This is a genomic window from Pseudarthrobacter sp. CCNWLW217, from assembly GCF_037203985.1.
Taxonomy (GTDB): Bacteria; Actinomycetota; Actinomycetes; order Actinomycetales; family Micrococcaceae; genus Arthrobacter.
In genome coordinates, this window is the sequence record NZ_JBBCBT010000019.1 from 81,461 (window position 1) to 104,554 (window position 23,094).

Below are 23,094 nucleotides of genomic sequence, written 5' to 3' on the forward strand. Positions count from 1 at the left end.
GCGGAGCAGCAGGAATCACGGTTAGGAAATCACATGGCAACAGAGACAGTTGCAAAACCCCGTACCAGCGTGCGCGTTGGCGTCCAAAAGTTCGGGACGTTCCTGTCCGGAATGATCATGCCCAACATCGGGGCGTTCATCGCCTGGGGCCTCATCACCGCCCTCTTTATCGAAAAGGGCTGGATCCCCGTTCCCCAACTGGGCGGCTTTGGTACCAATGCCGAAGGTGTGGCGAATGTTGGCCTGGTCGGCCCCATGATCACCTACCTCCTGCCGCTCCTGATTGCCTACACCGGCGGCCGCATGGTCTACGACGTCCGCGGCGGCGTGGTGGGTGCTATCGGCACCATGGGCGTCATCGTCGGCGCCGGCATCCCGATGTTCATTGGCGCCATGATCATGGGGCCCCTGGGCGGCTGGACCATGAAGAAGATCGACTCGCTCTGGGACGGCAAGATCCGGCCTGGCTTCGAGATGCTGGTGAACAATTTCTCCGCCGGCATCTGGGGCGGCCTGCTGGCCATGCTGGGCTTCTACGGGATCTCCCCACTGGTCACGGCCTTCAGCACGGCCGCCGGCAATGTGGTCCAGTTCCTGGTCAGCAACGGCCTGCTGCCCCTGACCAGCATCTTCATCGAGCCCGCCAAGGTGCTGTTCCTGAACAACGCCATCAACCACGGCGTACTTACCCCTCTGGGCATCCAGCAGTCCCTGGAGCAGGGCAAGTCCATCCTGTTCCTGCTTGAGGCCAACCCGGGCCCCGGCTTCGGCATCCTGCTCGCCTACATGTTCTTCGGCCGCGGTGCAGCGAAGGCCTCCGCCCCGGGCGCTGCCATCATCCACTTCTTCGGCGGCATCCACGAAATCTACTTCCCGTACGTCCTGATGCGCCCGCTGCTGATCCTGGCCGCGATCGCTGGCGGCATGACGGGCATTGCCACGCTGTCCATCACCAACTCGGGCCTCGTGGCGCCGTCCGCTCCCGGCTCCATCCTCGCGGTGCTGGCCCAGACCGCCCGGGACAGCTACCTGGGCGTGATCCTCGCAGTCCTGCTCGCCACGGCTGTTTCCTTCGTCGTCGCCTCGGTGATCCTGAAGACCACCAAGCACAGCGACGAAACGGACCTGACCGAGGCCACCAGCCGCATGGAAACCATGAAGGGCAAGAAGAGTTCCGTCGCTTCCACGCTGACCGGCGCGGGTGCCGGCGGCGGGGTAGGGACGGCTGTCCTGGCCGGACCGGTCAGGAACATCGTCTTCGCGTGCGACGCCGGCATGGGCTCCAGTGCCATGGGCGCGTCGGTGCTGCGAAACAAGATCAAGGCCGCCGGCTTCCCGGAGGTCAAGGTCACCAACGCGGCCATCGCCAATCTGAGCGACACCTACGATGTGGTGATCACCCACCAGGACCTGACGGAACGGGCCAAGCCTGCAACCTCCAGCGCCGTCCATTACTCCGTGGACAACTTCATGAGCAGCCCGCGCTACGACGAAATTGTTGAGCTGGTCAAGAAGAGCAACGCTCCGGATACGTCCGACGCCGGTGCTGCCGCCGGCCATGGCGCCCACGCTGCGGATACTCCGGTGGACTCAGCCCCGGGTGGCACGGCTCCCGGTGACGCGGGGACAACCGCACCAGCCGCCGTCGTACCTTCCGAGATTTTGGTAGCGGACAGCGTCATCCTGAACGGCACCGCCACTACCCGCGATGCCGCGATCGATGAAGCCGGCCGGCTCCTGCTGGCCCGCGGTGCCGTGGACGAGGGCTACATCGCTGCGATGCACGAGCGTGAAGAGTCAGTGTCCACGTATATGGGCAGCTACCTGGCCATCCCGCACGGCACCAACGCGGCGAAGGACCACATCAGGAAGTCCGCTGTGTCCGTGATCCGGTATCCGGAGGGCATCGACTGGAACGGCAAGGAGGTCAAGTTCGTCGTGGGCGTGGCCGGCATCAATAACGAACACCTCCACATCCTGTCCTCCATCGCGAAGGTCTTCACCAACAAGGCCCAGGTTGCCCAGCTGGAGGCCGCCACATCGGTGGACGAAGTGCTGGAGCTGTTCGGAAAGGTCAACGCATAGTGAAGGCAGTACATTTCGGGGCGGGAAACATCGGCCGTGGCTTTGTCGGGCTGCTGCTGCACCAGGCCGGGTATGAGGTGGTGTTCGCGGACGTCGCCGAGGACCTCATCAACCAGCTGGCGGCAGCTGACAGCTACAACGTCCACGAGGTGGGGGAGAACCCCACCGTCCGGACGGTCGACAACTTCCGGGCGCTGAACTCCGGCACGCACGATGCGGAGCTGGTGCGGGAAATCGCGACGGCGGACATCGTCACCACCGCCGTCGGTCCGCACATCCTGAAGTTCGTGGCCCCCGCCATCACCCGGGGCATCGCGGCGCGGGAGGCCGGACTGGCGCCCCTGCAGGTCATGGCCTGCGAGAACGCCATCAACGCCACGGACATCCTGCGCGGCGAAGTCGCCGGGCTCTGGGACGAAGCCGCCGGTTCACTTGACTCCGCGGCAGTGTTCGCAAACACAGCAGTGGACCGGATCGTGCCCAACCAGGAGCCCGGACAGGGGCTGGATGTCACGGTGGAGACGTTCTACGAATGGGTCATCGACCGGACGCCGTTTGGTGGCGTACCGCCGGTGATTCCTGGGGCCACTTTTGTGGACGAGCTCGCACCGTACATCGAACGGAAGCTCTTCACCGTGAACACGGGGCACACTTCCGCGGCGTACTTCGGTTTTGAGGCCGGGCTGGAGAAGATTTCCGAAGCCATGGCCGACCAGGACGTTGCCGAGGATGTCCGCGCGGTCCTGGAGGAAACCAAGCAGCTCCTGGTTGCCAAGCATGGGTTCAGCAACGACGAGCAGGAGGCCTACGTCCAGAAGATCCTGGTCAGGTTCTCCAACCCGCACCTGCCGGACACCGTGAACCGGGTGGGCCGCGCCCCGCTGCGGAAACTCAGCCGGCACGAGCGGTTCATCGGCCCGGCCGCGGAGCTGGCGGAACGCGGGATCGTGCCCGAAGCGCTCCTGGGTGCGATCGCCGCAGCCCTGCGCTTCAACGACCCCGCCGACGCCGAGGCCACCGAGCTCGCGGAGATATTGGCTTCCGCATCACCGGCCGACGCCACTGCCCGGATCACCGGGCTGGCGCCGGAGCATCCTTTGTTCGAGGCCGTGTCCACCCTGGTGGAGGAACGCCAGGCGGAAGGTGCCAAGGCCCCGGCCTAGACCCTCTCTCAACACACACGACGCCGGCACCCACCTCGAGTGCCGGCGTCGTTCCTTGTTGTCTCCCGGCCCTGACGCTCTGATCAGGCATGGGCAAAATCCTTCGAGTGGTCCGCCGCATGGGTGATGGCGGTTACAAAATCGGTTTTTCGACCGTACACGCACGCCCGCAGGGCTGTGGAATGCTGGTGAGGTGACCCGGAACCCAGCCGCCCTGCCCCCTTTGTTGACTGCCGACGTCGACGGCGGGACCTTCCGCCTCCGCCATGCCTTGCCCGCCGACCTGCCCGCCATTGTGGCGCTGCTTGCCGATGATTCCCTCGGTGCCGGCCGCGAACGGGCCGAGGACATGGCCCCTTACGAGCAGGCCTTTGAAGCGATCGACGCCGACCGGTCCCACCTTCTGGCTGTTGGTGACCTGTTGCCGCCCGGGTCCGAGGAGGGGCCCGTGGTTGCCACCTTCCAGCTGAGCTTCCTCCCTGGTATTTCGCGGCAGGGGTCCTGGCGCTCACAGATCGAGGGTGTGCGCGTTGCGGGCAGCCTCAGGGGGCAGGGCATCGGCAACCTCATGGTGCAGTGGGCGATCGAGGAGTCCCGGCGCCGTGGCTGTTCGATGATGCAGCTAACTACTCACAAGTCCCGTACGGCCGCCCACCGGTTCTACGAGCGGCTGGGGTTCGACGCCAGCCATGAGGGCATGAAGCTGACCCTCTGAATTCCCCAACTAGGTAGCAGCAGATGCTCTTTTGAGGGCTCAAAACGACATGTGCTGCTACTTAGTTGGGCCACGCGAGGGGTGCTAAGCGGCGGCGCCCTTGCGTACAAACAGTGTCTCGGCCTGTTCCAGGGACATGCCGTTGGTCTCCGGCACTTTGAACATCACAAAGAAGAAGGACGCCGCAGCGAAGAGCGCGTACATGGCATACGTCAGCGGCAGCGAGCCGGCGGCCATGACGGGAAAGCTGAGCGTGATGGCGAAGTTGGCCACCCACTGTGCGGCGGCGGCGAGGCCCAGGGCACGGGCGCGGATCCGGGATGGGAAGATCTCGCCGAGGAGCACCCAGACCAGCGGGCCCCAGGACGCGCCAAAGCTGACCACAAAGATGTTGGCGGCCACCAGGGCTACCGGGCCCCAGGCGCCCGGCAGGGAGATGTCCGAACCTGAGCCCACGGCGGTGGAGAATGCCACGGCCATCGTGCCCAGCGAGACCGCCATGCCGATGGATCCGGCCAGCAGGATGGGGCGTCGGCCGATCCGGTCCACCAGGGCGATGGCGATGAGAGTCACCAGGATATTGGTGACCGAGGTGGCAACGGAGATGGTGAGCGAGTCCTTCTCCTGGAATCCGACAGCCTTCCACAGGGTGGTGGAGTAGTAGAAGATCACGTTGATGCCCACGAACTGCTGCAGGACGGAGAGGATGATGCCAATCCAGACGACGGCCTGCAGCCCGAAGGTTTTGCCTCGGAGGGAGCCTTTCTGGCCGGCCAGTTTGTCCTCTTCGATCGCGTCCTGGATCTCGCGGATGTGCCGGTCAGTGTCCTCGTCCGGGGCGATGGAGTCGAACACCTCACGGGCTTCGTCTTCCTTGCCCTGGAACACCAGGAACCGCGGGGATTCCGGCAGGGTGTAAGCGATCCAGCCGTAGACTACCGCCGGAACGGCTGCGGCAAGGAACATCCAGCGCCACGCCTCGATGCCCAGCCAGTACGCCTGGTCCGCGCCTCCGGCGCTGGTGGCGAAGAGGGCATCCGAAAGGAGTGCGGCGAAGATACCGGTGGTGATGGCCAGCTGCTGCAGCGATGCCAGCCGCCCGCGGACCTGCCGTGGCGAAATCTCCGAAATGTAGGCCGGCGCGATGACCGAGGCCAGGCCGATTCCCAGGCCGCCCACGAGGCGCCAGAAGATCAGGTCCCAGACACCGAACGCAAAGCCGGTGCCGACGGCACTGACCAGGAACAGCAGGGCGCCGAGCTTCATGGCCGGAATGCGGCCGTAGCGGTCGGCCACCTTGCCGGCGAGGAAGGCGCCGGCGGCGCAGCCCAGCAGGGCGATGGCCACGGCGAAGCCGGTGACGGCCTCCGAGAGCGCGAACTCGTCCTTGATGGCATCGACTGCGCCGTTCACCACGGAGGAGTCGAAACCAAACAGGAAGCCACCTACCGCGCCCGCGAGTGCCAGCCAGATCACCCGCTGGGGGATTTTGGCGGTTGTCTGCTCCGTGGCGGTGGGCATGGTGCTCCCTGGGTTTGGGGGTTGGATGGATGCGGTGCGGACGTCGTCGGCTGCGGTACCGGCCCAGACGGCCGGCGCACACGCGCTAAACAGTGTGGCACGTCACCGCCCGCGGTTCCACTTGGGACTATCACCCTCCCAGACAGACAGACGACGACGGCGGGCCCGCGGCGCCGTCGTCGTCATCAGTTTTGCGGCCCGGGCCGCCTTAGTGAGCCGCCACCGCAACTGCGTCTTCCCGAGGGGCGGCCTTCGGGTCGGTCAGCTTCTTGTTCGGCAGTGCGAAGCTGATGAGGAACGCGATGCCCGTGAGCACCGCGGCGGTGAGCATCACGGTGTCGATCGCGTAGGCGAAGCCCTCCGTGATGGGCCGGGTGAGCACACTGTTGGCGGAATGCAGCCAGCTGGTGTCGTTGAGGGACTCGTTGGACGCGCCGTTCTGGAAGAACTCGTAGAGCTTGGCGTTAGCCGGATCCGCCGCAACGGCCGGGTCCTTGAGAACGGCCTGGAAGTCGGCGCTTTCCATCGCGGATTTCATGCCGTCCGCGATCCGGCCCGCCGCGACGCTGAACAGCATGGAGATGAACACGGCCGTTCCCACCGCGCCGCCCATGGACCGGAAGAAGGCGGCGGAGGACGTGCCCACACCCATGTCCTTCGGCGGCACGGACACCTGCATGGCCAAGGTGAGCGGCTGCATGCAAAAACCCAGCCCCATGCCGAAGAACACGGCAATCACGCCGGGAACCCAGAGGCCTGTGTCCACACCGAGGGACAGTCCCATGACCAGTGCAGCGGCGGTAAGGATGGCGGTGCCCGTGATGGGGAAGATCCGGTACGTGCCAGAGGCCGAGATGGTGCGGCCGGCGGTGATGGAACCGGTCAGGATGCCAAGGGTGAAGGTGATCATCATCAGGCCGGCTTCAGTGGGGGTGAGGCCCTTCACCAGTTGCAGGTACATCGGCAGCATGGCGATGGCACCGAACATGCCAATGCCGATGATGAAGTTCAGCAGCGAGGACAAGCCGAACGTGGCGTTCCGGAAGAGCCGCAACGGGATCAGTGCGTAGTCGCCGGCCCGTTTTTCGGCGAGCAGGAACCAAGCGATGCCTACAACACCCAGCCCGTAGCAGAGGAAGGAGTTCATGGACGCCCAGCCCCAGCTGCGGCCCTGTTCCGCTACCAGCAGCAGCGGGACGATTGCCAGGGTGATGGCGGCAGCGCCGAAGTAGTCGATCTTCTGTTTCACGTGCTTGGCCGGCAGGTGCAGGAACAGGAACACCACGGTCAGCGCGGCCAGGCCGATGGGCAGGTTGATGAAGAACACCCAGCGCCAGCCGTCAAAGCCCAGGATGTTGGCTGATCCAGCGAACGCGCCGCCCACCACGGGGCCCAGGACCGAGGAGATGCCGAACACCGACATAAAGTAGCCCTGGTATTTGGCCCGGTCCTTCAGGGACACGATATCGCCGATGATGGTCAGCGCGAGGGCCAGCAGGCCGCCCGCACCCAGGCCTTGGACGCCGCGGGCGATGGCCAATTCTGTCATCGAGTGCACTGAGCCGGCATACAACGAGCCAGCCAGGAAGATCACGATGGCGATCAGGTACAGCGGGCGACGGCCAAAGATGTCGCTCAGCTTTCCATAGAGCGGCGTGCTCACGGTGGAGGTGATGAGGTACGCGGTAGTGGCCCACGCCTGCAGGGAGAGCCCGTCCAGGTCGTTGGCGATGGTGTAGATGGAGGTGGACACAATGGTCTGGTCCAGGGATGCCAGGAACATGCCCAGCATGAGTCCCACCATCACGGTGACGATCTGACGCTGCGTCAGGGTTTCGCCGGCGGCGCGCACAGCGGTTGTTTTGGACATAACTGCTCCAGGGAAGAAAAGGGATCACGCTTGATAGTTGCTTTCGGTAACTATGTTACGTCCCGTTTCATTCCCTGAGCCATGGATTTCTTTTGCGGCCCCTTGCCGGGCGGGGTCAGCGCTCCACGAGGATGCCGTCCGGATCGCACCAGATCATGGCCCCGGTCCGGATGCTCACGCCATCGAGCACAACGTCCACATCAACCTCGCCGGCTCCGTCCTTGGCACTCTTGCGCGGGTTGCTGCCCAGCGCCTTGACGCCCAGGTCCAGCCGGGCGATCGCCTCCCGGTCGCGGATGGCACCGTTAATCACGACGCCGGCCCAACCGTTCGCCACGGCGCTTTCGGCGATCATGTCCCCCATCAGGGCGGTGGCCAGCGAGCCGCCGCCGTCTACCACCAATACATGGCCGTGTCCGGGGGTGGCCAGTGTGGCCTTCACCAGGGCGTTGTCCTGGAAGCAGCGGATGGTCCGCGCCTGGCCGCTGAAATGTGACCGGCCCCCGAGCGACTGGAACTGGAGAGACACCGAGGCAAGCTCCTCCCCTCGTTCATCGTAGAGATCGGCCGTGTTGATGGCCTGGGTGGAGGGGTTTCCTGCAGCTGACGTCATGCGTTCTCCTGGGGTTTCCGGCAGTCCCTGAAAGGCAGTTGTGCCGTATGACAAGCGGGACGATGATGCCCACGATAGTCTGATTTTCAGAATCACCAACCGTTCCAGGGGGAACCAGCCATGAGCCTGTCCAACACACCCGCACCGCCGGATCCCGGCGCTGCAGCGGACGGCACGACGGCGGCCCTCGCCGAGCCGACTACGAAAGTCACCGCCCGCTGGGTCACCGGGTTGGTGCTGGTCAACGTTGGTATTAACGCCGCCTTCTTTGGGCCGATCAACGTCTTTATCGGACAGCAGGCCATCGGCATCGACGAGGCCAACAAAGAAGCCATTTTGTCGCTCGTGACCGGTTGTGGTGCTGCCGTATCCCTGGTGGCCAATCCTTTGTTTGGGGCGTTGTCAGACCGCACCACCTCGCGCTTCGGCCGCCGGTCGCCCTGGGTCCTGGCGGGCGCGATTCTAGCCACCGCGGCGCTCCTTGCCCTGTCGGGCGCCGTCACAGTGGCCTTGATGGTGCTGTTCTGGTGCCTGGTGCAGTTGGGAGCCAATGCGGCTTACGCTGCCATCACCGCTGCTGTCCCGGACCGGGTTCCCGTGCTTCAGCGCGGCGGCGTGGGCGGGCTGGCTGCCATGGGCCAGACGGTGGGAATCCTGATCGGCGCGGTTTTTGGCGCCGTCGTCAGCGGCAACTACATGGTGGGGTACGCCCTATGCGCCGCAGCGTTGATCGTGTCCATCCTGCCGTACCTGTTCCACCGCAACGACCCGCCCTTGCCAAAAGCGGAGCGCGTTCCGTTCCGGCTCGGTGAGTTCGTCCGAAGCTTCTGGATCAGCCCTGTCCGCCACCCGGACTTCGCCTGGGCATGGCTCACGCGCTTCCTGGTCAACGTCTGCAACCAGATGACCATTGTGTACCTGCTCTTTTTCCTCCGGGACGTCCTCAAGCATGAGGACCCGGCCCTGGGGGTCCTTACCCTGACTGGCATTTACGCGGTAATGGTGATGATCACTGCGGTGGTGGCAGGCCCGTGGAGCGACCGGCTTGGCCGGCGGAAGCCGTTCGTGATCGGGTCCTCCGCCATCATTGCCGCCGCGGGACTAACAATGGCATTCTTCCCGGTCTGGAACGGCGCCCTCGTTGGGGCCGGCATCCTGGGTGTCGGGTTCGGCGCATACCTTGCCGTCGACTTTGCCCTGCTGACGCAGGTCCTTCCCCTTGCCGCGGATAGGGGCAAGGACATGGGCATCATCAATGTCGCGAACTCACTTCCGCAGGTGTTCGCGCCTGCCCTCGCATTCCTCGCCGTGACCTATTTTGGCGGGTACCTTACGTTGTTCATCACGGCCGCCGTGATCGGCCTGCTCGGTGCTGTTTTCGTGGTCAAAATCAAGAGCGTGGACTGATAGGGCCATAAACACGTGCCGTATAGTTGAACCGGACTGCAGGCGGCACGGAATGGGGACGCTCCCTGCTGCTGCACCATAAGAACACAACCCCGGAATCCTGATGCCCCAGACCATTTCAGACCATCCGCCCATGGCCGCGAGGCCTACTGCCCCACGCCAGAAACTGCGTTACGCCAGGATCCTGGAAGCAGCCGGAGGGTTCGCCCGCAAAGGGCTGGACTCGGTGGAACTGTCCGAGGTTGCGGCAAAGGCAGACGTTCCCCTCGGCACGCTCTACCGGTATTTTCCGTCACCCACCCACCTGATGCTCGCCCTGTACCGCCACCAGCTGGATGAACTGCAAACAGGGACCCGCGGCGCTTCGGCCCGCTTCCGCGGGCGTGCCCTGTCCGGAGTGGTGATGGAGATCTTCCACATGCGGGTGATGCAGCCGGCGGTGGAACAGTGCCTCGCCCGTGGCGTGTACCTCAAGGATCGGGACACCACGGTGCTGCTGCGGGAAATCGACACCCTGAGCCAGGACGCCGTCGCTGCCGCCAGTAACGACATCACAGCCAGGGTTGTGTTGCTAACGGTCACTGGTCTGGTCCAGTCTGTCCGGAACCGGCGTTTGTCCCTCTTTGAGGCGGAGGAAGACCTCAAAAAGGCGTGCTCACTGCTGGTTCCGGCCTCCTCTGAGGACTACCCAGTGCATAAATCGGCGTAACCGGTCTAGACCATTAGGCCCTTAAATCAGCCTTATTCGCGTGATCCGGCTCACAAAACGTTCCGAATAATCGATTTTTCAGCCCAAGACGGGCGCCCGGCGGCCTTTTTCACCCATTAAGCCTGTTTACCATTGCAGAACCGGAGTGGCTGGAAACCCGCACCTGCAAGGACTTCACCCCGGGCCCGCCACCCCTGGGCCCGCGAAGCGCCGAATCCACCATCTTGAGCCTCCATGTGCTTGAGCCTTTCTGCGCCGTGCGCCCACGGCTAGCCCCAGGAGACAAAGACGTGTCCATTGACGCAATCGCACCCACTGACAATTCCGCAGCAACGGCCCTGACCGAAGCGGAGATCTTTGACGCCCACCAGGGCGGCAAGCTCTCGATCACCAGCACCGTTCCGCTGTCCAATAAGCGCGACCTCTCGATCGCCTATACGCCCGGCGTGGCGGAAGTAAGCCGCGCCATCCACAACAATCCGGAACTCGCCAAGACCCTGACATGGGCCCAACGCCTGGTGGTAGTGGTCAGCGACGGCACCGCGGTGCTGGGCCTTGGCAACATCGGCGCCAGCGCTTCCCTGCCGGTCATGGAGGGCAAGTCCGCGCTGTTCAAGACGTTCGGCGACGTCGATTCCATCCCCCTGGTCCTGAACACCACCGACGTGGACGAGATCGTGGAGACCCTGGTCCGGCTGCGCCCCAGCTTCGGCGCCGTCAACCTCGAGGACATCTCCGCACCCCGCTGCTTCGAGCTGGAGGAAAAGCTCATCGAGGCGCTGGACTGCCCGGTGATGCACGATGACCAGCACGGCACCGCGGTGGTGGCCCTCGCCGCGTTGACCAACGCAGCCAAGGTGACCGGCCGCAAACTCGAAAGCCTCCGCGTGGTGGTCTCCGGCGCAGGTGCGGCCGGCATCGCCGTCGCAGAAATCTTCCTCACGGCCGGCATCCAGGACGTGGTCCTGCTCGACTCCAAGGGTGTCCTCAACAAGGACCGCGCAGACATCGCCGCCGATCCTGCCAGCAAGAAGGCCCAGATGGCCCAGCGCAGCAACCCCCGCGCCGTCACCGGCGGCCCAGGCGACGCGCTGCTCAACGCCGACGTGTTCGTTGGTGTCTCATCCTCGAAGCTGGACGAGGAACACCTGAAGCTGATGAACTCCAACTCCATCGTGTTCGCCCTTTCCAACCCGGACCCCGAAGTCCTGCCCGAGGTAGCTGCCAAGTATGCCGCAGTGGTGGCCACCGGTCGCAGCGATTTCCCCAACCAGATCAACAACGTGCTCGCATTCCCGGGGATCTTCCGCGGCGCGCTCGACGCCCGCGCCCGCCGGATCACGCCCGCCATGAAGCTCGCCGCCGCGCGCGCCATCGCGGAACTGGCGGAAGCCGAGCTGTCCGCTGACTACATCGTGCCCAGCCCGCTGGACCCGCGCGTAGCACCGGCAGTGACGGCCGCCGTCGCTGCGGCCGTGGAAGCGGAGTAGTCTCCGCAGCAGGAAGCTGCATCAACGCCCGACGGCGGTACCTCCCATGCCTGGGAGGTACCGCCGTTTCGCGTTAAGTTAAGTGCAAAGACAAGTAAGCGACTCAAGTTGACGCGTATCGGAACAAGTATTCGTGTACTCACAAGTCGAGTACTAATTACTCGGGCGTGCGAGGTGTGATTTTGTCTAGCCTTGGACCAGCAAACAGGCTTTCGCCCACCGCTTTTGGGGGTGCGGTTTGTTGCTGCTGGGCAGTGGACGAAATGGAGTAGAAATTCACAACCCATGATCCGGATCCCTCGGATCGCGACTGTGAAGAGCCCGTAGCCCGGCTTAACCGGACCCTGACTATAGCGCTGGGGCAAGGTACGGGGCCGTTCTCATAGATAACGCGAGAAGGAGAATGGACATGAAGAAACTACTAGCTGCGGGTTCGGTGGCAGCATTGGTGTTGCTGGGCGGGGCCATGCCCGCCCAGGCCGTCCCAAATCTGTGTCCTGCAGGGGACTCCGGCAAGATCGATGTCAATTCGGAGGGCGCGAGCATCACGCTTGAGGCTCCCGAGGGCCAACTGATCACCCAGGTTTGCCTCAAGTCGGGCACCACAGTGGAGTACTTCACGTTTGACCCGGGCCGGGAAACAGTGACCGTGACCACCACATCGGGCAAGGGTGTTTCGCACTACTCTGTCTGGTACGGCGACGGCGGCTACGAAAGCTAGCCTGTAACCAGGAGGGGCACACGCCGGCGGCGTGTGCCCCTTTTGCCGCCCTAAACTGAGGAACATGAATTCCGAAACCGTGGTGACCATCCTGTGCGGCCTGGCGATCCTGGTGGGCGTGGCCGGCACCATCATCCCGGTCCTCCCTGGCAGCATCCTGATCGGACTGAGCCTCCTGGCGTGGGCAATCTGGGGTGGGGCCGGAGCCGCGGGCTGGGTGGTTTTCGGCGTGGGGGTGGTCTTTGTGCTGGCCGGGATGGCGGCAAGCGCCGTGTTGACCGGCCGGAAGCTCAGGGAACACCGGATCCCCAGCAGGAGTGTGGTCATCGGGCTCGTGGCCGGTGTCGCGGGCATGTTTGTCATTCCTGTGGTGGGCTTGTTTGTCGGCTTCGCCGCCGGCCTGTTGCTCAGCGAACTGCTCCGCACCCGGGATCTTGGCACGGCAACAACCACCAGCTGGGCGGCGTTGAAGGCTACCGGGCTGGGGATGCTGGTGGAGTTTGGGCTGGCCTGCCTGGCGGCGAGCACCTGGGTGATTGGGCTTTGGGTGTCCGTGGCCACCTCCTAAGCACTTCCGGCCCCTCCCTGTTTCCCGGCGCGCGGTGCCGCGCGGCTAGCATGGAGAAATGACCGCGGGGGATGCTCTAACACCGATCTACCGGGACACCCGGGACCTCACGCCGTTTGGTCCGGTCCAGTTGCGCACGGCTGTCCGTGAATTGGCCGATGGAGTGGGCGGAATTTTGCACAGCGTTCTCGGCGGCCGGAACCAGGCGTTCCTCTCCGTGGATGGCAATATTCCGAGGCTCAAGATGCTGTCCGGGAAAACGGTCAAGGCCGTCCACGAGGCAATTTTCAGTGCACGGCAACCTGATCGGCTCATCGCTTTGGCCCGCGCCTATCCTGGCTGGGCCGGGCTCTGCTACATCATGGCCGGACTGCTGGCGTATAAGCACGGCGGGTATTTGCGGGCGGCAGAGCTCCTGCAGCGGGGGCTCGCCATCAGGAACCACGACGACGCCAACCAGTATGCCTCCGTCTACCTCACGCGCGTGGTCACCCGGGTAGAGGTGGCCGAACGCGTCGAGGTCCCCGTGTTGTTCAGCGAAGAGGCAGTGTTCCTGGCACTCGCGCACTGCCTGCGGGAAATGGGTCAGCTGGAAGCCGCACTTCACACCGCTGCGCAACTACCGCCCTCGCTGCCTGCGGCCCTGGCGCGCTGTTCGGCGGCCTTTGCGTTGGGCCGGGACAAGCAGGTGGTGATCTGGACGGAGGGACTGCTGAACTCTGATGATCTGTCCGCTGCGTTGCTGCTGCTACGCGCCCGCTCGCTGCGGCGGCTGGGCGCCCGGGCAAAGTCCGAGGAAACCCTTCGGGAGGTCCTTCGCCGCCGGAAGACGGACATGATGCTGCGTAACGACGCCCTGACGGACCGTGCCTTCCTGCTGCTGGACAACGGCCGGAAGTCGCTCAACCCTCGGGATTGGCTGCGCGGCAGGCCTGCGGAGCTCGAAACCTTCGAAGTCATACGCAAGGACGTCGAGGAGCGGCGGCTGTGGGAACAGGAGTGGGAGAAGCTCGACGGCGAGTAAGCCGTTCGCTGTGGCAGCCTTGTGGGGCGGTCCGCTCGGGAGTACAACGGAGAAATGAGTGACGCAGTCCGGTCCTGGATGGAAAAGTACATCAGCGCGTGGACCACCAACGAGCCAGAGGACATCCGTGCGCTGTTCACTGAAGAGGCGGTGTACGCCACCCGCCCGCACGACAAGGATCCTTGGCGCGGGCGTGAGCAGATCGTGGACCGGTGGCTGGCTGCCCGCGATGAACCGGAGGAGTGGACGTTCGAGTGGTCATTATTGGGTACAGACGGCGATCTCGCTTTTGTGCAGGGCTTTACCCACTACCTGGGTGACCGGCCCAGCTATGACAACCTGTGGGTCATCCGGCTGGCTCCCGACGGGCGGGCTTCAGAATTTACGGAGTGGTTCATGGAGCGGCGGCCGTAGCCGTCAGGAGATGAACAGTGGAACCAACTGCTCGGACAGGAGCACCACGCCCAGGGCAACCATGATCACACCGCTGGCCAGGGTCACTTTCCGTGCTGCACCAGGGCGGGACTGCAGGAGTTTCCGGGCCAGGAGCGCCACGCAGGTGTAGACAATGCCGGCGAGCACCACAAACGTCAGGCCCAGCAGCCCGGACTGCACGGGCACCGGCAAGGACGCTTCGGGGCTGACGAACTGCGGCACCAGGGCCACGTAAAAGAGCAGGCCTTTGGGGTTGATGCCGCTGGTACCCATGCCCTGGAGGAACGTTCGCAGCTGGTTGGCAGTGGGAAGCCCGACGGCGTCTGCCGCGCCAAAGGATGCCCCGCGCCAGGACCGGAGCGTGCTGATGCCGAGCCACAGAAGGTAGCCTGCTCCGGCCACTGTGATCCAGGTGAGAACGCCTGGCATTCCGGCCAGCAGGGCTGCCAGGCCAGCCACCATCAGGATGGTGTGCAGGACGTAGCCGCCGCAGAGCCCTGCCACCGCGGGCACAAAGCTCCGCTGCCGCAGGCCCGCGGTGATGGAGTACGCCCAGTCCACGCCAGGGGTACAGGCGAGGGCGGCGGCCACCACAATAAAGGCGAAAAACAGCTGGGCGTTCACGGTTTGCTCCTGTCAGATGGCTACAGGACAAACCCTATGAACTTTGGTGCCATAAGTGCTCCCTGTTTTCTCACAAGGAACCGCTGTTTCGGTAAGATTGTTGCGTGATAGACCACATTGACAGGAATATTTTGCGCCACCTTAAAGAGGACGGCCGCATGACTGCCACAGCCCTCGCCGCAAAGGTAGGCCTGACTGTTGCGCCCTGCCACCGGCGGCTGCGCGATCTGGAGTCCTCGGGAGTCATTCGTGGCTACAAAGCGGACATTGATCCGGCCGCCGTGGGGCTGGGGTTCGAAGCGATTGTGTTTGTGACGCTGCGCCAGGTGGACCGTCCCACCATGGAGATCTTCGAGAACCGGGTGGCGGACAACCCCAACATTGTGGAGGCGCAACGGCTCTTCGGTTCCCCCGACTACCTGCTGAAAGTCATCGCCGAGGACCTGCCGGCGTACCAGCGCTTTTACGACGCCGAGCTCACATCGTTGCCGGGTGTTGAGCGGCTGACGTCCACGCTGGTGATGAAGAACCTGAAGTCCAACGCAGGCCCGCCCGTTTAGGCTGCCGGCCTGACGTGGACGATGATCACCTGCGTGTCCTTCGTTCCGTCATACCGGAGGTCATAGTTGACGTCCAGGCCCGTGGAGGTGCCGGATGTGATGGAAAAATCGCTTTTCCGTTCCGGTTCCCGCTGGGCGCCGGCTATCCAGCGTTCTGCGGAGTCGGCGTCGATCCCGTACCGTTCCACTCCGTCCCGGATGAGCTCAAAGTACTCGTCGGGGGAGTCCGCGGTCAGGAAGTAGGTGAGTTCGCTGAAGTCCGACCGCTTCTCGGTGGTGTTCAAGCGGATCCGGTCTGTTTCCCCGCTGATCTCGCCGCTTGGGGCAACGATGGTGAGCTTGATTTTTCCCGAGTCCCGGGTGTTGATCTCGGGCCCATAGCTGTCTTCGGTGACCCGTACGGCAGCCTTTTCCAGCCGTCCCGAGCTCATGTCCAGCCTCGCTGTCCTGGATTCGCGGATGGCGGCCACTCCAGCCGCATCGAGGGTGGAGAATTCGGAGGTGCTCATGGTGCTCCCTTGAGAGGTCGGTTCGGTGGGGGTGCCGGTCATCTGGCAGCCGGCCAGACCGAGGCAAGCGGAAAGGGCAAGAAGTACGACGGCGGCCTGCCGCCTCAGGGGCGGGCGTACGGATATGCGCGGGAGACTCACTGGTGCACCTCGGCGTCGAAACCATCCACAAAGCGGTCCATGATGCCGGGGATGTTGTTGATTGGCCTGTACTGGTCCACACGGTCGTTGAAGTCGGAGGCGATGATCTGCCCGGCACGTGCGGGGTCACTCGCCAGGAGGTCCTGGTATGCCGGAAGGGTGTCCTGCCGGATGAGTTCCCAGCGCTGGTCGGCGTTGGAAATGTTCCCGTCGGGGAAGCCGGTGGTGAAGTCAGTGCGGAACTGCGTGGGGTTGTCCCAGTTGGTGAAGGGCACGTTTTCCGGGCCGGGGCTCTCCACGCTGAAGGTGTAAGGGAAGACCTCCGGGTAGCTCTTTGCGCCTGGAATGGAGGGCTCACCGGCCAGGGTCACCAGGTAAGTCACGGCCTCTCCGCCGGGGTGGTTGCGCATGTTGTCGTAGTCGTCCGCAATGATCTCGTTCTGTTCGCGGTAAAGGAGGGCGGTGTTGCCCTCCTGGACAAGGTCCGGATCGCCGGAATCGATCTTGGCCCACTCCTCGGCGGTACCGGCGTCAATGGCACCCGAGTCCCGTAGCCTGTTGATTTCCTCGATGCCGCCGTCCATGTAGGCCTGGTGCTGCCGCGCCTGGTCGAGGAAGATCTCCTTGTTCATGTCCAGCATGCTGGTCTCGTAGTAACGGATCTCCTCATCGGTCATCCCGGCGAGCTGTTCGATCTGGTCCAGGATGGGGAGCGGAACGTCCGAGGCCGGATTGTCCGCGATCTGCTGGGCGAGGTCGCGCAGCATCGCCATGTCCTTGAAGCCGCCCGCGAAGGACGGGCCGATCATGTTGGCCATCCCGGCCCACTGCAGGTCCGGGTTGGATAAATAGGCCTGGCCGTAGAAGTCGTAGACCTTCTTGATGGTCTCCCAGTTATGTTCCGTGCCCTTGGACGTGTCCCAGCTGGAGGGGTCTATGCCCATGTCCAGCATGGCCTGGTTGTTCCAGTAGGAGCTGAGGAAATCCGCGTATTCCTCGGAGTTCTTCTCGATCAGGCCCGAGTCGGCGGCGGCGTCCATGGCGGCTTTGGCGCCCTCAGGGTTGTTCAGGGCCCACTGCCTGAATTCGTCACTGCCGAGATATTCGGCGCGTTCCTCGGGAGTCATGCCGGTTAGGCGGTCCGTGAGATCCTGGGCGGCGCCTTCCGCTGAACCGCTGCCCCCTGGGCTGTTGCCGCCGGAACCAGTACCCCCGCTGTTACTGGCCTTCTCCTGCTCGTCGGCGTTGGCGAGCAGGATCTTTGATGCCTGCTCCAGGCCCGCCGTTGCGGACTTCAGCAGCTTCATGTGCGACGACGTCCAGTCGCTCCGGAAGCGTTCGCCGTCGTGCCCTTTCCAGGCGCCGGTGCTGATGACGCTGCTGAGCTGCGAACCGAGCAGGCTTAACCTGTTCGCGCCGCCTGCCAGGTCCTTGGCGAGCTGCCGCAACTGGGCCACGTCACCGCCGTAAAAGTTCCCCGCCATGTTTCCCCCTGAATGGATTCCCGTGCCAGCCTAGCTGCGATGGGGCTGGCGGGGCGATGGGGAGAGGTCCCCGTTTGGGCTGCGCGCAGGCCCCGTGGACTCGGAACTCAGTCCTTGAGCAATCCGGTGGTCCGGTAAGGGATGACCTCACGCAGGAACATGCTCGTGGATGTGCGCACAATCCCGGGGCACAGCCGAATTTCCTCTGAGACCCGGTAGAGATCGTCCGGGCTGGTGGCCACCACACGGATCAGCAGGTCGGTGTCGCCGGCCGGTGCGTGGCACTCCAGGACTTCGGGGATTTCCCGGAGCGCCGCGATGGCTTCATTGAGGTGGCTTTGATCCAGTTCCGCGCTGACTGCTGCTGCCACTCCCCGGCCTAGTGCGGAGGGGAGTACGCGGCTGCTGTTGGGACGGAGCGCGCCCGACGCCGACATCCGCTCCAGGCGCGACTGCACCGTACCGCGCGCCAGCCGAAGCCGTTGGGCCAGCACCATGATGGGAACGCGTGGGTCCTCGTCAAGGGCGCTGAGAATGCGCTTGTCGGTGGCGTCCAATTCCTGCAATCTGATCACTTCCTGTCGGTCCTGGCGGCAGGTATTAGTCAGACTGATCAACAAACACAGTGCCGGTTGTGCCAACTGTATGGCTTCTGTTCAAATTGTGGCAACAAGGACAGAGGCTACCGCCGAACCCCGCAGGCTACAGGCTCCCCGGCACACCACCCGGACACTGGACACGCTTCCCGCAAGGAGGCCGCCGCTGATTGACACTTGTTCACACCACGGTCATTGAAGCAAACACGGCAAGAGCCCCTGAGCTCCCGACGTCGGATCTCCGAAGTCATCGGTAGCTGAGGGGCTCTTGTGTGTGCCCGGACTAGGGTTGAACCATGACCCCTGCCGGCCGCTTTGCCCCCAGTCCTTCGGGTGAATTGCACGTGGGCAACCTCCGAACCGCCATGCTCGCATGGCTGTTTGCCCGATCCACGGGGCGGGATTTCCTGCTCCGGGTGGAGGACCTTGACCGTGCCCGGGCCGGAGCGGAGGCGGAGCAACTCAGGGACCTTGCGGCGATCGGCGTTACCTGGGACGGCGCGGTGGTACACCAGACGGACCGTGGTGAGGTCTACAACGACGCCATACGCCGGCTGACGGAGCTCGGCCGGACCTATGAGTGTTTCTGCACGCGCCGGGAGATCCAAGAGGCGCCGTCCGCTCCCCACGCGCCGCAGGGCGCCTATCCGGGAACGTGCCGCAACCTCGATCCCGCAGAACTGGAGTTCAAGAGGTCCATGCGGCCGGCTGCACTCCGCCTGCGTTCCGCGGTGACGGAGTACACCGTCAACGATGTCCTGCATGGAGAATTCACGGGCGTGGTGGACGATTTTGTCCTGCGCCGCAACGACGGCGTGACGGCGTACAACCTGGCTGTCGTGGTGGATGATGCAGCGCAGGGCGTCGACCAGGTGGTCCGGGGCGATGATCTGCTGCCGTCCACGCCTCGCCAGGCATACCTTGGGTCCCTCTTGCATATTCCGATTCCGGAATATGCCCATGTTCCGTTGGTGGTGAATTCCGACGGCGCGCGGCTGGCCAAGCGCGATGGCGCAGTCACGTTGGGCGACCTCGCACGCGCGGGCGTGTCCGTTGAAGACGTCCGGGACAACCTGCTGCAGTCGCTCGGCCTGCCAGCGGGAACGTTGGACCAGGCGCTGGCAGCGTTCCGGCCGGACAGCCTCCCGCGGGATGCTTGGGTCTGGCCGGACTCAGGACCAGGCAGCTTGTCCTGAGGGGAACCTTCATTTGCAGGCCACGCGTAGGCTTGGGGGATGTCAGACCAGCACTCCACGGAGCACAGCCCCGCGCCTAGATTCACTGTTGAGACCGCCAAAGTCCTGGCCGAGGTGGCCCACAACCGCCAAAAGGACAAGCTGAAGCGGCCGTATCGCGACCACGTGATCGCCGTGGGGGATGCGCTGGAAGACTTCGACGATGACATCCGGATCGCCGGGTACCTGCACGACATTGCAGAGGACACGCCCATCACCAGGCAGGCCCTGCTGGACATGGGCGTCTCCGAACGTGCCGTGGGAATCATTGAACGGGTCACCAACCGGCTCCATGAGAATCCGGACGACTACGCCTCCGGAATCCGGGAAATCGCCGAAGACCACGACGCCGCCTTGGTCAAGATCGCTGACAACGCCCACAACTCATTGCCTGAGCGCGTCAAGGCGCTTGCGGACAAGTGGCCTGACAAGCCGCCTGTCACTAAGTACCGGGATGCCCGTCCGGTACTTTATGCCGCCGTCGAGGTGGAGGAAGTCCGGAAGATCCTTGCGAGGGTAAATCCCTGGCTGCTCGAGGAGCTGGACGAGAGGCTGGACGACGAGGACGAGACCGACTACGAGAACCTGGCCTACGACGACGCCCCGGGGGCCGAGTCTGCGCAGACGGCTTTGCCTGTCCACGCCCCTGAAACGGCGGACAGCCGGACGGACGGTGCCTCTTAGGCTCCTGCTTTCATCCGCTCCAGCGCTGCGTTCATTCGTTCGGTGCCGTGCTTCTCGTCAATGACAATCGACACGCCCAAAGCCAGCACAATCACCAGCAGGCAAACGGGCACCGAGACCCCTGCGGCGGCGAGTCCCACGCTGCCCGCCAGCGCGACCACTACGCCAACCGCCACGGCAATGACGGTGCGGTCTGCGCAGATCATGACGCTGAAGAGCCAAGTCAAGGAGAGTTTGAACAGCGCCACAGGTATGGCGATGCTGGCCACGGCCACCGCAGCGCTGATGTGGGCCTCGTGGTCGACGTAGTACGCCGCCACATGCAGTCCGGCGCCAGTTGCGGCGATGGCCGCGAAAAGGGGCATGTGCCCGTAGCCGAAGAAGAATGAGCGGTGCCGCTGGTGGTGCAGGGCCGGACCAGCGGGCAGGATGAAATAGATCCACCACATGCTGAAGGCCAGGGCCGTTCCGCCGAAGCCCACAAGGGCCGCATCGACGCTCCAGCCGTGGTTGGCAACGATGGCGCGGAGGGTTTCGATCGCACCGATCAGGCATTCGCCAAGGGCAATGATGGCGAGGAGCCCGTAGCGCTCGGCGATGTGGTGTGCGTGCCAGGGGGTACGCATGCTGCGCTCCGCTGCGTAGGGAGCGAGCATTTCCAAGACAAACAGCGGCGCAGCCACGAGGAACGTCGTCAGGATGTCCGCTTCAATGATGAGTACCGCGATCCAGCCCAGCTGCACCACGCCAAGATACGTGGCGTAGCGCTGGCAGGTCTGCCGGCGTGCGGGATCCTGCCGTGCTGCACGTAGCCACTGGAACACCAGGGCCAGGCGCATGATCACGTAGCCGCCCACCATCACTGCGTTGTCCACATGCTTGCCCTCGACGAGCGAATGGAACATGGGCTCGATGCCCATGGCCAGAATCAGCACGCCGAGAAGCTGGACCATGGTGACCACCCGGAACACCCAGTCGTCGGTGTCGTAGGCGCTCGCGAACCATGTGAAGTTGATCCACGCCCAGATCACCGCGAACATCGCAAAGGAGAATCCCAGCAGCCCGGCGCCGAAATGCGCTTCCGCGATCTCATGCGCGAACTGGCTGCCGGCCACTCCGAAGGCAATGACGAACGTCAGGTCGAAGAAGAGTTCCAGCGGGGTGGCCGAACGATGCTTTTCATGGGGATCCCGGCCGCCCATGCGGGAGAAGGCGTGCCGAAGCGGGTTCGAGGAGGACATGGGTCAAAGATTACCGCCAGCGCAGTAGCTGGCTCCACTGGCGGTGCAGCCACGGGCCTTGCGCGGGCTACACCCGGCCCAGGGCGTCGATGTCCTCCAGGAAGTCCTGGTGGACCTCCGCGCTGACGGTGGTCCTCGTCTCGCCGATGGCGTCCAGGTAGTCCTGCGTGGAAGGGCCCTTCCGGACCGCCTCGCGAACGGAACCACTGCCGCCGGAAGCCGCGCCACCGTCGTCGTACACTGCCTTTTCCAGCGCCCGCTGGGAGGCGCTGCGGGCGGCATACTCAATGTCCGCAGGAGAGAAACCCTCGGTCCGCTCCACCAGGAGCTCCACGTCCACGTCGTCAACAACGGTGGCGGGAATGAAACGCTGCCACATCGCTTCGCGGGCCTGGCGGTCCGGCAGGCCGATCGGGATGACGTAGTCGAACCGGCCATGGCGAAGGAATGCCGTGTCCAACGCCCGGATGAAGTTCGTGGCGCACACCAGCAGTCGGCCGGGCTGTTCGCGGAACGCGGGAATGATTTTCAGGAGCTCGTTCGTGACACCCTGGAGCGGCGACGGCGGTTCACCTGAGCGCTGTGAGGCGATCTCTTCCACCTCGTCGATGAACACCACGCAATGCTCCAGCTCGGCGATCTCAAGGAACGTCTCGCGAAGGGCGCCGGCGAGTCCCTTGGGATCGGAGGCCAGCCGGGAGGGGAATACCTCCACGAACGGCCATTCCAGCCGCGACGCGATCGCCTTCGCAAACGTGGTCTTGCCGGTCCCGGGAGGACCAAAGAGCACCACGGCGCGCGGCGGCACCACGCCGTATTCGTCGGCGAGGTCGGCCTCAGCCAGGGGAAGGACAAGGCGCCGTTCGAGGAGTTCCTTCTCGTTCCGCATGCCGGCAACGTTCTCCCAGAGGTCACGGGCGAGGATGCGGCCGCCCAGCTGGCCCAGCGCTCCCAGTTCCTGGCGCTGGACGGGGATGGTCCGCTCAAAGTAGCGGAGGTTCTTCTTCAAGGCGAAGCCCCGGCTGAGGAACGCCTCCACCCGGGTTTCGGATTCCGGCATCAATGCCGACAGTTTGTTGAGGCCGTGTGGGGCCATCCGGTTTTCGACGGCGGCGAGCAGCGAAGTGCCGATCCCGCGGCCCCGATATTCCGGCAGGGTGGCCAGGAAAACGATCCAGCCTTGGTCGTGTGCGGCACGTCCGACGGCGGCGCCCACCACCATGTCTCCCAGGACAGCCACTACCGCGTGGTCCTTTTCGCACGAGGCCAATACCTCAGAGAGCGCGTAGACCGGTTCCACGTTGTTGGCCTTGAGGGTTTCCCAAAGGTGCAGGATCCCGTCCAGGTCCGCCGAGTGGAAATCCCTGATCCGCCAGTTGGTCATGCCGTGTCTCCCGGGTGGTTCGTCGTTGAACTGCTCGTTGAAGCCTTATAGAGCCGCGTTTTGACGCGCTCTGCTGAGCATAGGCGATCCGCCCCTTCGGCGGGGTTGCGGGAGCGTTGCATGACGGGAGTACGACGGCGGCACCCGGGTTCCGTGTGTGTACAGAGCCCAGGTGCCGCCGTCGAACGTTACTGCCAGCTGGCTGGCGGAGCGCTACTTTTTGAAGGTGGCCGCCGGAGGGTTGGCGATGACGGGGGCGGTGCCGGTGAAGCCGTCGCGGGTTTCGGCGATTTCGCGGATGCGGTTGCGGCAGGC

Annotated in this window: 22 protein-coding genes; 13 read left to right on the forward strand and 9 right to left on the reverse strand. The window is 64.3% G+C overall.

Annotated features, from left to right (window positions below):
* Positions 1-33 precede the first annotated feature (33 nt).
* The 3 genes from V9L18_RS18935 to V9L18_RS18945 all read left to right on the forward strand — a co-directional run bounded on the left by V9L18_RS18935 (position 34) and on the right by V9L18_RS18945 (position 3,963).
* Positions 34-2,085 carry a PTS mannitol transporter subunit IICBA gene (locus tag V9L18_RS18935; protein WP_337348700.1) on the forward strand — a complete coding sequence of 684 codons (2,052 nt, stop codon included), beginning with the start codon at positions 34-36 and terminating at the stop codon, positions 2,083-2,085.
* Positions 2,085-3,248: a mannitol-1-phosphate 5-dehydrogenase gene (locus V9L18_RS18940; RefSeq protein ID WP_337348701.1), complete on the forward strand. Its 1,164-nt coding sequence runs from the start codon at positions 2,085-2,087 to the stop codon at positions 3,246-3,248. The genes V9L18_RS18935 and V9L18_RS18940 overlap by 1 nt, the downstream gene beginning before the upstream one ends.
* Positions 3,249-3,441: 193 nt before the next feature.
* Positions 3,442-3,963: a GNAT family N-acetyltransferase gene (locus tag V9L18_RS18945; protein ID WP_337348702.1), complete on the forward strand. Its 522-nt coding sequence runs from the start codon at positions 3,442-3,444 to the stop codon at positions 3,961-3,963.
* Positions 3,964-4,047: 84 nt separating this feature from the next.
* On the opposite strand, the gene V9L18_RS18950 is transcribed toward V9L18_RS18945, so the two are convergent.
* From V9L18_RS18950 to rraA, 3 genes are all read right to left on the reverse strand, one after another.
* The gene (locus V9L18_RS18950; RefSeq protein WP_337348703.1) at positions 4,048-5,484 is read right to left on the reverse strand and encodes a sugar porter family MFS transporter; all 1,437 of its coding nucleotides are present in this window, start codon (positions 5,482-5,484) and stop codon (positions 4,048-4,050) included.
* A gap of 208 nt (positions 5,485-5,692) precedes the next feature.
* Entirely contained in the window at positions 5,693-7,354 is a 1,662-nt protein-coding gene (locus tag V9L18_RS18955; protein WP_337348704.1) for an MDR family MFS transporter, read from the reverse strand.
* Positions 7,355-7,469: 115 nt separating this feature from the next.
* Complete coding sequence (gene rraA, locus V9L18_RS18960; protein WP_337348705.1) at positions 7,470-7,967, reverse strand: ribonuclease E activity regulator RraA; 498 nt, start codon at positions 7,965-7,967, stop codon at positions 7,470-7,472.
* 120 nt (positions 7,968-8,087) lie between these two features.
* On the opposite strand from rraA, the gene V9L18_RS18965 reads away from it, so the two are divergent.
* From V9L18_RS18965 to V9L18_RS18995, 7 genes are all read left to right on the forward strand, one after another.
* Positions 8,088-9,374: an MFS transporter gene (locus V9L18_RS18965; RefSeq protein ID WP_337348706.1), complete on the forward strand. Its 1,287-nt coding sequence runs from the start codon at positions 8,088-8,090 to the stop codon at positions 9,372-9,374.
* Positions 9,375-9,477: 103 nt separating this feature from the next.
* Entirely contained in the window at positions 9,478-10,083 is a 606-nt protein-coding gene (locus tag V9L18_RS18970) for a TetR/AcrR family transcriptional regulator (RefSeq protein WP_337348707.1), read from the forward strand.
* A 290-nt stretch (positions 10,084-10,373) separates the two neighbouring features.
* Entirely contained in the window at positions 10,374-11,573 is a 1,200-nt protein-coding gene (locus tag V9L18_RS18975; RefSeq protein WP_337348708.1) for an NAD(P)-dependent malic enzyme, read from the forward strand.
* A gap of 409 nt (positions 11,574-11,982) precedes the next feature.
* On the forward strand, positions 11,983-12,294 hold the full coding sequence (locus V9L18_RS18980; RefSeq protein WP_337348709.1) for a hypothetical protein: 312 nt from the start codon (positions 11,983-11,985) through the stop codon (positions 12,292-12,294).
* Positions 12,295-12,358: 64 nt separating this feature from the next.
* Positions 12,359-12,862: a DUF456 domain-containing protein gene (locus V9L18_RS18985; RefSeq protein WP_337348710.1), complete on the forward strand. Its 504-nt coding sequence runs from the start codon at positions 12,359-12,361 to the stop codon at positions 12,860-12,862.
* A 58-nt stretch (positions 12,863-12,920) separates the two neighbouring features.
* The gene (locus V9L18_RS18990; RefSeq protein ID WP_337348711.1) at positions 12,921-13,886 is read left to right on the forward strand and encodes a hypothetical protein; all 966 of its coding nucleotides are present in this window, start codon (positions 12,921-12,923) and stop codon (positions 13,884-13,886) included.
* A 54-nt stretch (positions 13,887-13,940) separates the two neighbouring features.
* Positions 13,941-14,300, forward strand: a complete 360-nt coding sequence (locus V9L18_RS18995; protein WP_337348712.1) for a nuclear transport factor 2 family protein — start codon at positions 13,941-13,943, stop codon at positions 14,298-14,300.
* Between the two features lie 3 nt (positions 14,301-14,303).
* Here the strand turns inward: V9L18_RS18995 and V9L18_RS19000 are convergent, their stop codons facing one another.
* Positions 14,304-14,945, reverse strand: a complete 642-nt coding sequence (locus tag V9L18_RS19000; protein ID WP_337348713.1) for a LysE family translocator — start codon at positions 14,943-14,945, stop codon at positions 14,304-14,306.
* A gap of 104 nt (positions 14,946-15,049) precedes the next feature.
* On the opposite strand from V9L18_RS19000, the gene V9L18_RS19005 reads away from it, so the two are divergent.
* Entirely contained in the window at positions 15,050-15,505 is a 456-nt protein-coding gene (locus V9L18_RS19005) for an Lrp/AsnC family transcriptional regulator (RefSeq protein WP_082979127.1), read from the forward strand.
* Here the strand turns inward: V9L18_RS19005 and V9L18_RS19010 are convergent.
* The 3 genes from V9L18_RS19010 to V9L18_RS19020 form a co-directional block, all read right to left on the reverse strand.
* Positions 15,502-16,014 carry a hypothetical protein gene (locus V9L18_RS19010; protein WP_337348714.1) on the reverse strand — a complete coding sequence of 171 codons (513 nt, stop codon included), beginning with the start codon at positions 16,012-16,014 and terminating at the stop codon, positions 15,502-15,504. The genes V9L18_RS19005 and V9L18_RS19010 overlap by 4 nt on opposite strands.
* 137 nt (positions 16,015-16,151) lie before the next feature.
* Positions 16,152-17,639, reverse strand: coding sequence for a WXG100 family type VII secretion target (locus tag V9L18_RS19015; protein WP_337348715.1), 1,488 nt, complete (start codon positions 17,637-17,639; stop codon positions 16,152-16,154).
* A 107-nt stretch (positions 17,640-17,746) separates the two neighbouring features.
* Positions 17,747-18,205, reverse strand: coding sequence for an Lrp/AsnC family transcriptional regulator (locus V9L18_RS19020; protein WP_337348721.1), 459 nt, complete (start codon positions 18,203-18,205; stop codon positions 17,747-17,749).
* A 326-nt stretch (positions 18,206-18,531) separates the two neighbouring features.
* Between V9L18_RS19020 and gluQRS the strand changes: the two genes are divergently transcribed.
* Positions 18,532-19,431, forward strand: a complete 900-nt coding sequence (gene gluQRS, locus V9L18_RS19025; RefSeq protein WP_337348716.1) for a tRNA glutamyl-Q(34) synthetase GluQRS — start codon at positions 18,532-18,534, stop codon at positions 19,429-19,431.
* 39 nt (positions 19,432-19,470) lie between these two features.
* Positions 19,471-20,154, forward strand: a complete 684-nt coding sequence (locus tag V9L18_RS19030) for an HD domain-containing protein (RefSeq protein WP_337348717.1) — start codon at positions 19,471-19,473, stop codon at positions 20,152-20,154.
* On the opposite strand, the gene V9L18_RS19035 is transcribed toward V9L18_RS19030, so the two are convergent.
* A complete protein-coding gene (locus V9L18_RS19035; RefSeq protein WP_337348718.1) occupies positions 20,151-21,395 on the reverse strand; it encodes a low temperature requirement protein A in 1,245 nt (414 codons plus the stop codon). The two genes, V9L18_RS19030 and V9L18_RS19035, sit on opposite strands and share 4 nt — an antisense overlap.
* Positions 21,396-21,462: 67 nt before the next feature.
* On the reverse strand, positions 21,463-22,779 hold the full coding sequence (locus tag V9L18_RS19040; protein WP_337348719.1) for an ATP-binding protein: 1,317 nt from the start codon (positions 22,777-22,779) through the stop codon (positions 21,463-21,465).
* Between the last annotated feature and the right edge of the window lie 315 nt (positions 22,780-23,094).

Excerpts from the sequence above, each read along its gene's own strand:
- V9L18_RS18935 (WP_337348700.1), top strand. The coding sequence starts at position 34 with ATGGCAACAGAGACAGTTGCAAAACCCCGTACCAGCGTGCGCGTTGGC.
- V9L18_RS18950 (WP_337348703.1), bottom strand. The coding sequence starts at position 5,484 with ATGCCCACCGCCACGGAGCAGACAACCGCCAAAATCCCCCAGCGGGTG.
- V9L18_RS18955 (WP_337348704.1), bottom strand. The coding sequence starts at position 7,354 with ATGTCCAAAACAACCGCTGTGCGCGCCGCCGGCGAAACCCTGACGCAG.
- rraA (WP_337348705.1), bottom strand. The coding sequence starts at position 7,967 with ATGACGTCAGCTGCAGGAAACCCCTCCACCCAGGCCATCAACACGGCC.
- V9L18_RS18965 (WP_337348706.1), top strand. The coding sequence starts at position 8,088 with ATGAGCCTGTCCAACACACCCGCACCGCCGGATCCCGGCGCTGCAGCG.
- V9L18_RS18970 (WP_337348707.1), top strand. The coding sequence starts at position 9,478 with ATGCCCCAGACCATTTCAGACCATCCGCCCATGGCCGCGAGGCCTACT.
- V9L18_RS18980 (WP_337348709.1), top strand. The coding sequence starts at position 11,983 with ATGAAGAAACTACTAGCTGCGGGTTCGGTGGCAGCATTGGTGTTGCTG.
- V9L18_RS18985 (WP_337348710.1), top strand. The coding sequence starts at position 12,359 with ATGAATTCCGAAACCGTGGTGACCATCCTGTGCGGCCTGGCGATCCTG.
- V9L18_RS18990 (WP_337348711.1), top strand. The coding sequence starts at position 12,921 with ATGACCGCGGGGGATGCTCTAACACCGATCTACCGGGACACCCGGGAC.
- V9L18_RS18995 (WP_337348712.1), top strand. The coding sequence starts at position 13,941 with ATGAGTGACGCAGTCCGGTCCTGGATGGAAAAGTACATCAGCGCGTGG.
- V9L18_RS19010 (WP_337348714.1), bottom strand. The coding sequence starts at position 16,014 with ATGAGCACCTCCGAATTCTCCACCCTCGATGCGGCTGGAGTGGCCGCC.
- V9L18_RS19015 (WP_337348715.1), bottom strand. The coding sequence starts at position 17,639 with ATGGCGGGGAACTTTTACGGCGGTGACGTGGCCCAGTTGCGGCAGCTC.
- gluQRS (WP_337348716.1), top strand. The coding sequence starts at position 18,532 with ATGACCCCTGCCGGCCGCTTTGCCCCCAGTCCTTCGGGTGAATTGCAC.
- V9L18_RS19030 (WP_337348717.1), top strand. The coding sequence starts at position 19,471 with ATGTCAGACCAGCACTCCACGGAGCACAGCCCCGCGCCTAGATTCACT.
- V9L18_RS19035 (WP_337348718.1), bottom strand. The coding sequence starts at position 21,395 with ATGTCCTCCTCGAACCCGCTTCGGCACGCCTTCTCCCGCATGGGCGGC.
- V9L18_RS19040 (WP_337348719.1), bottom strand. The coding sequence starts at position 22,779 with ATGACCAACTGGCGGATCAGGGATTTCCACTCGGCGGACCTGGACGGG.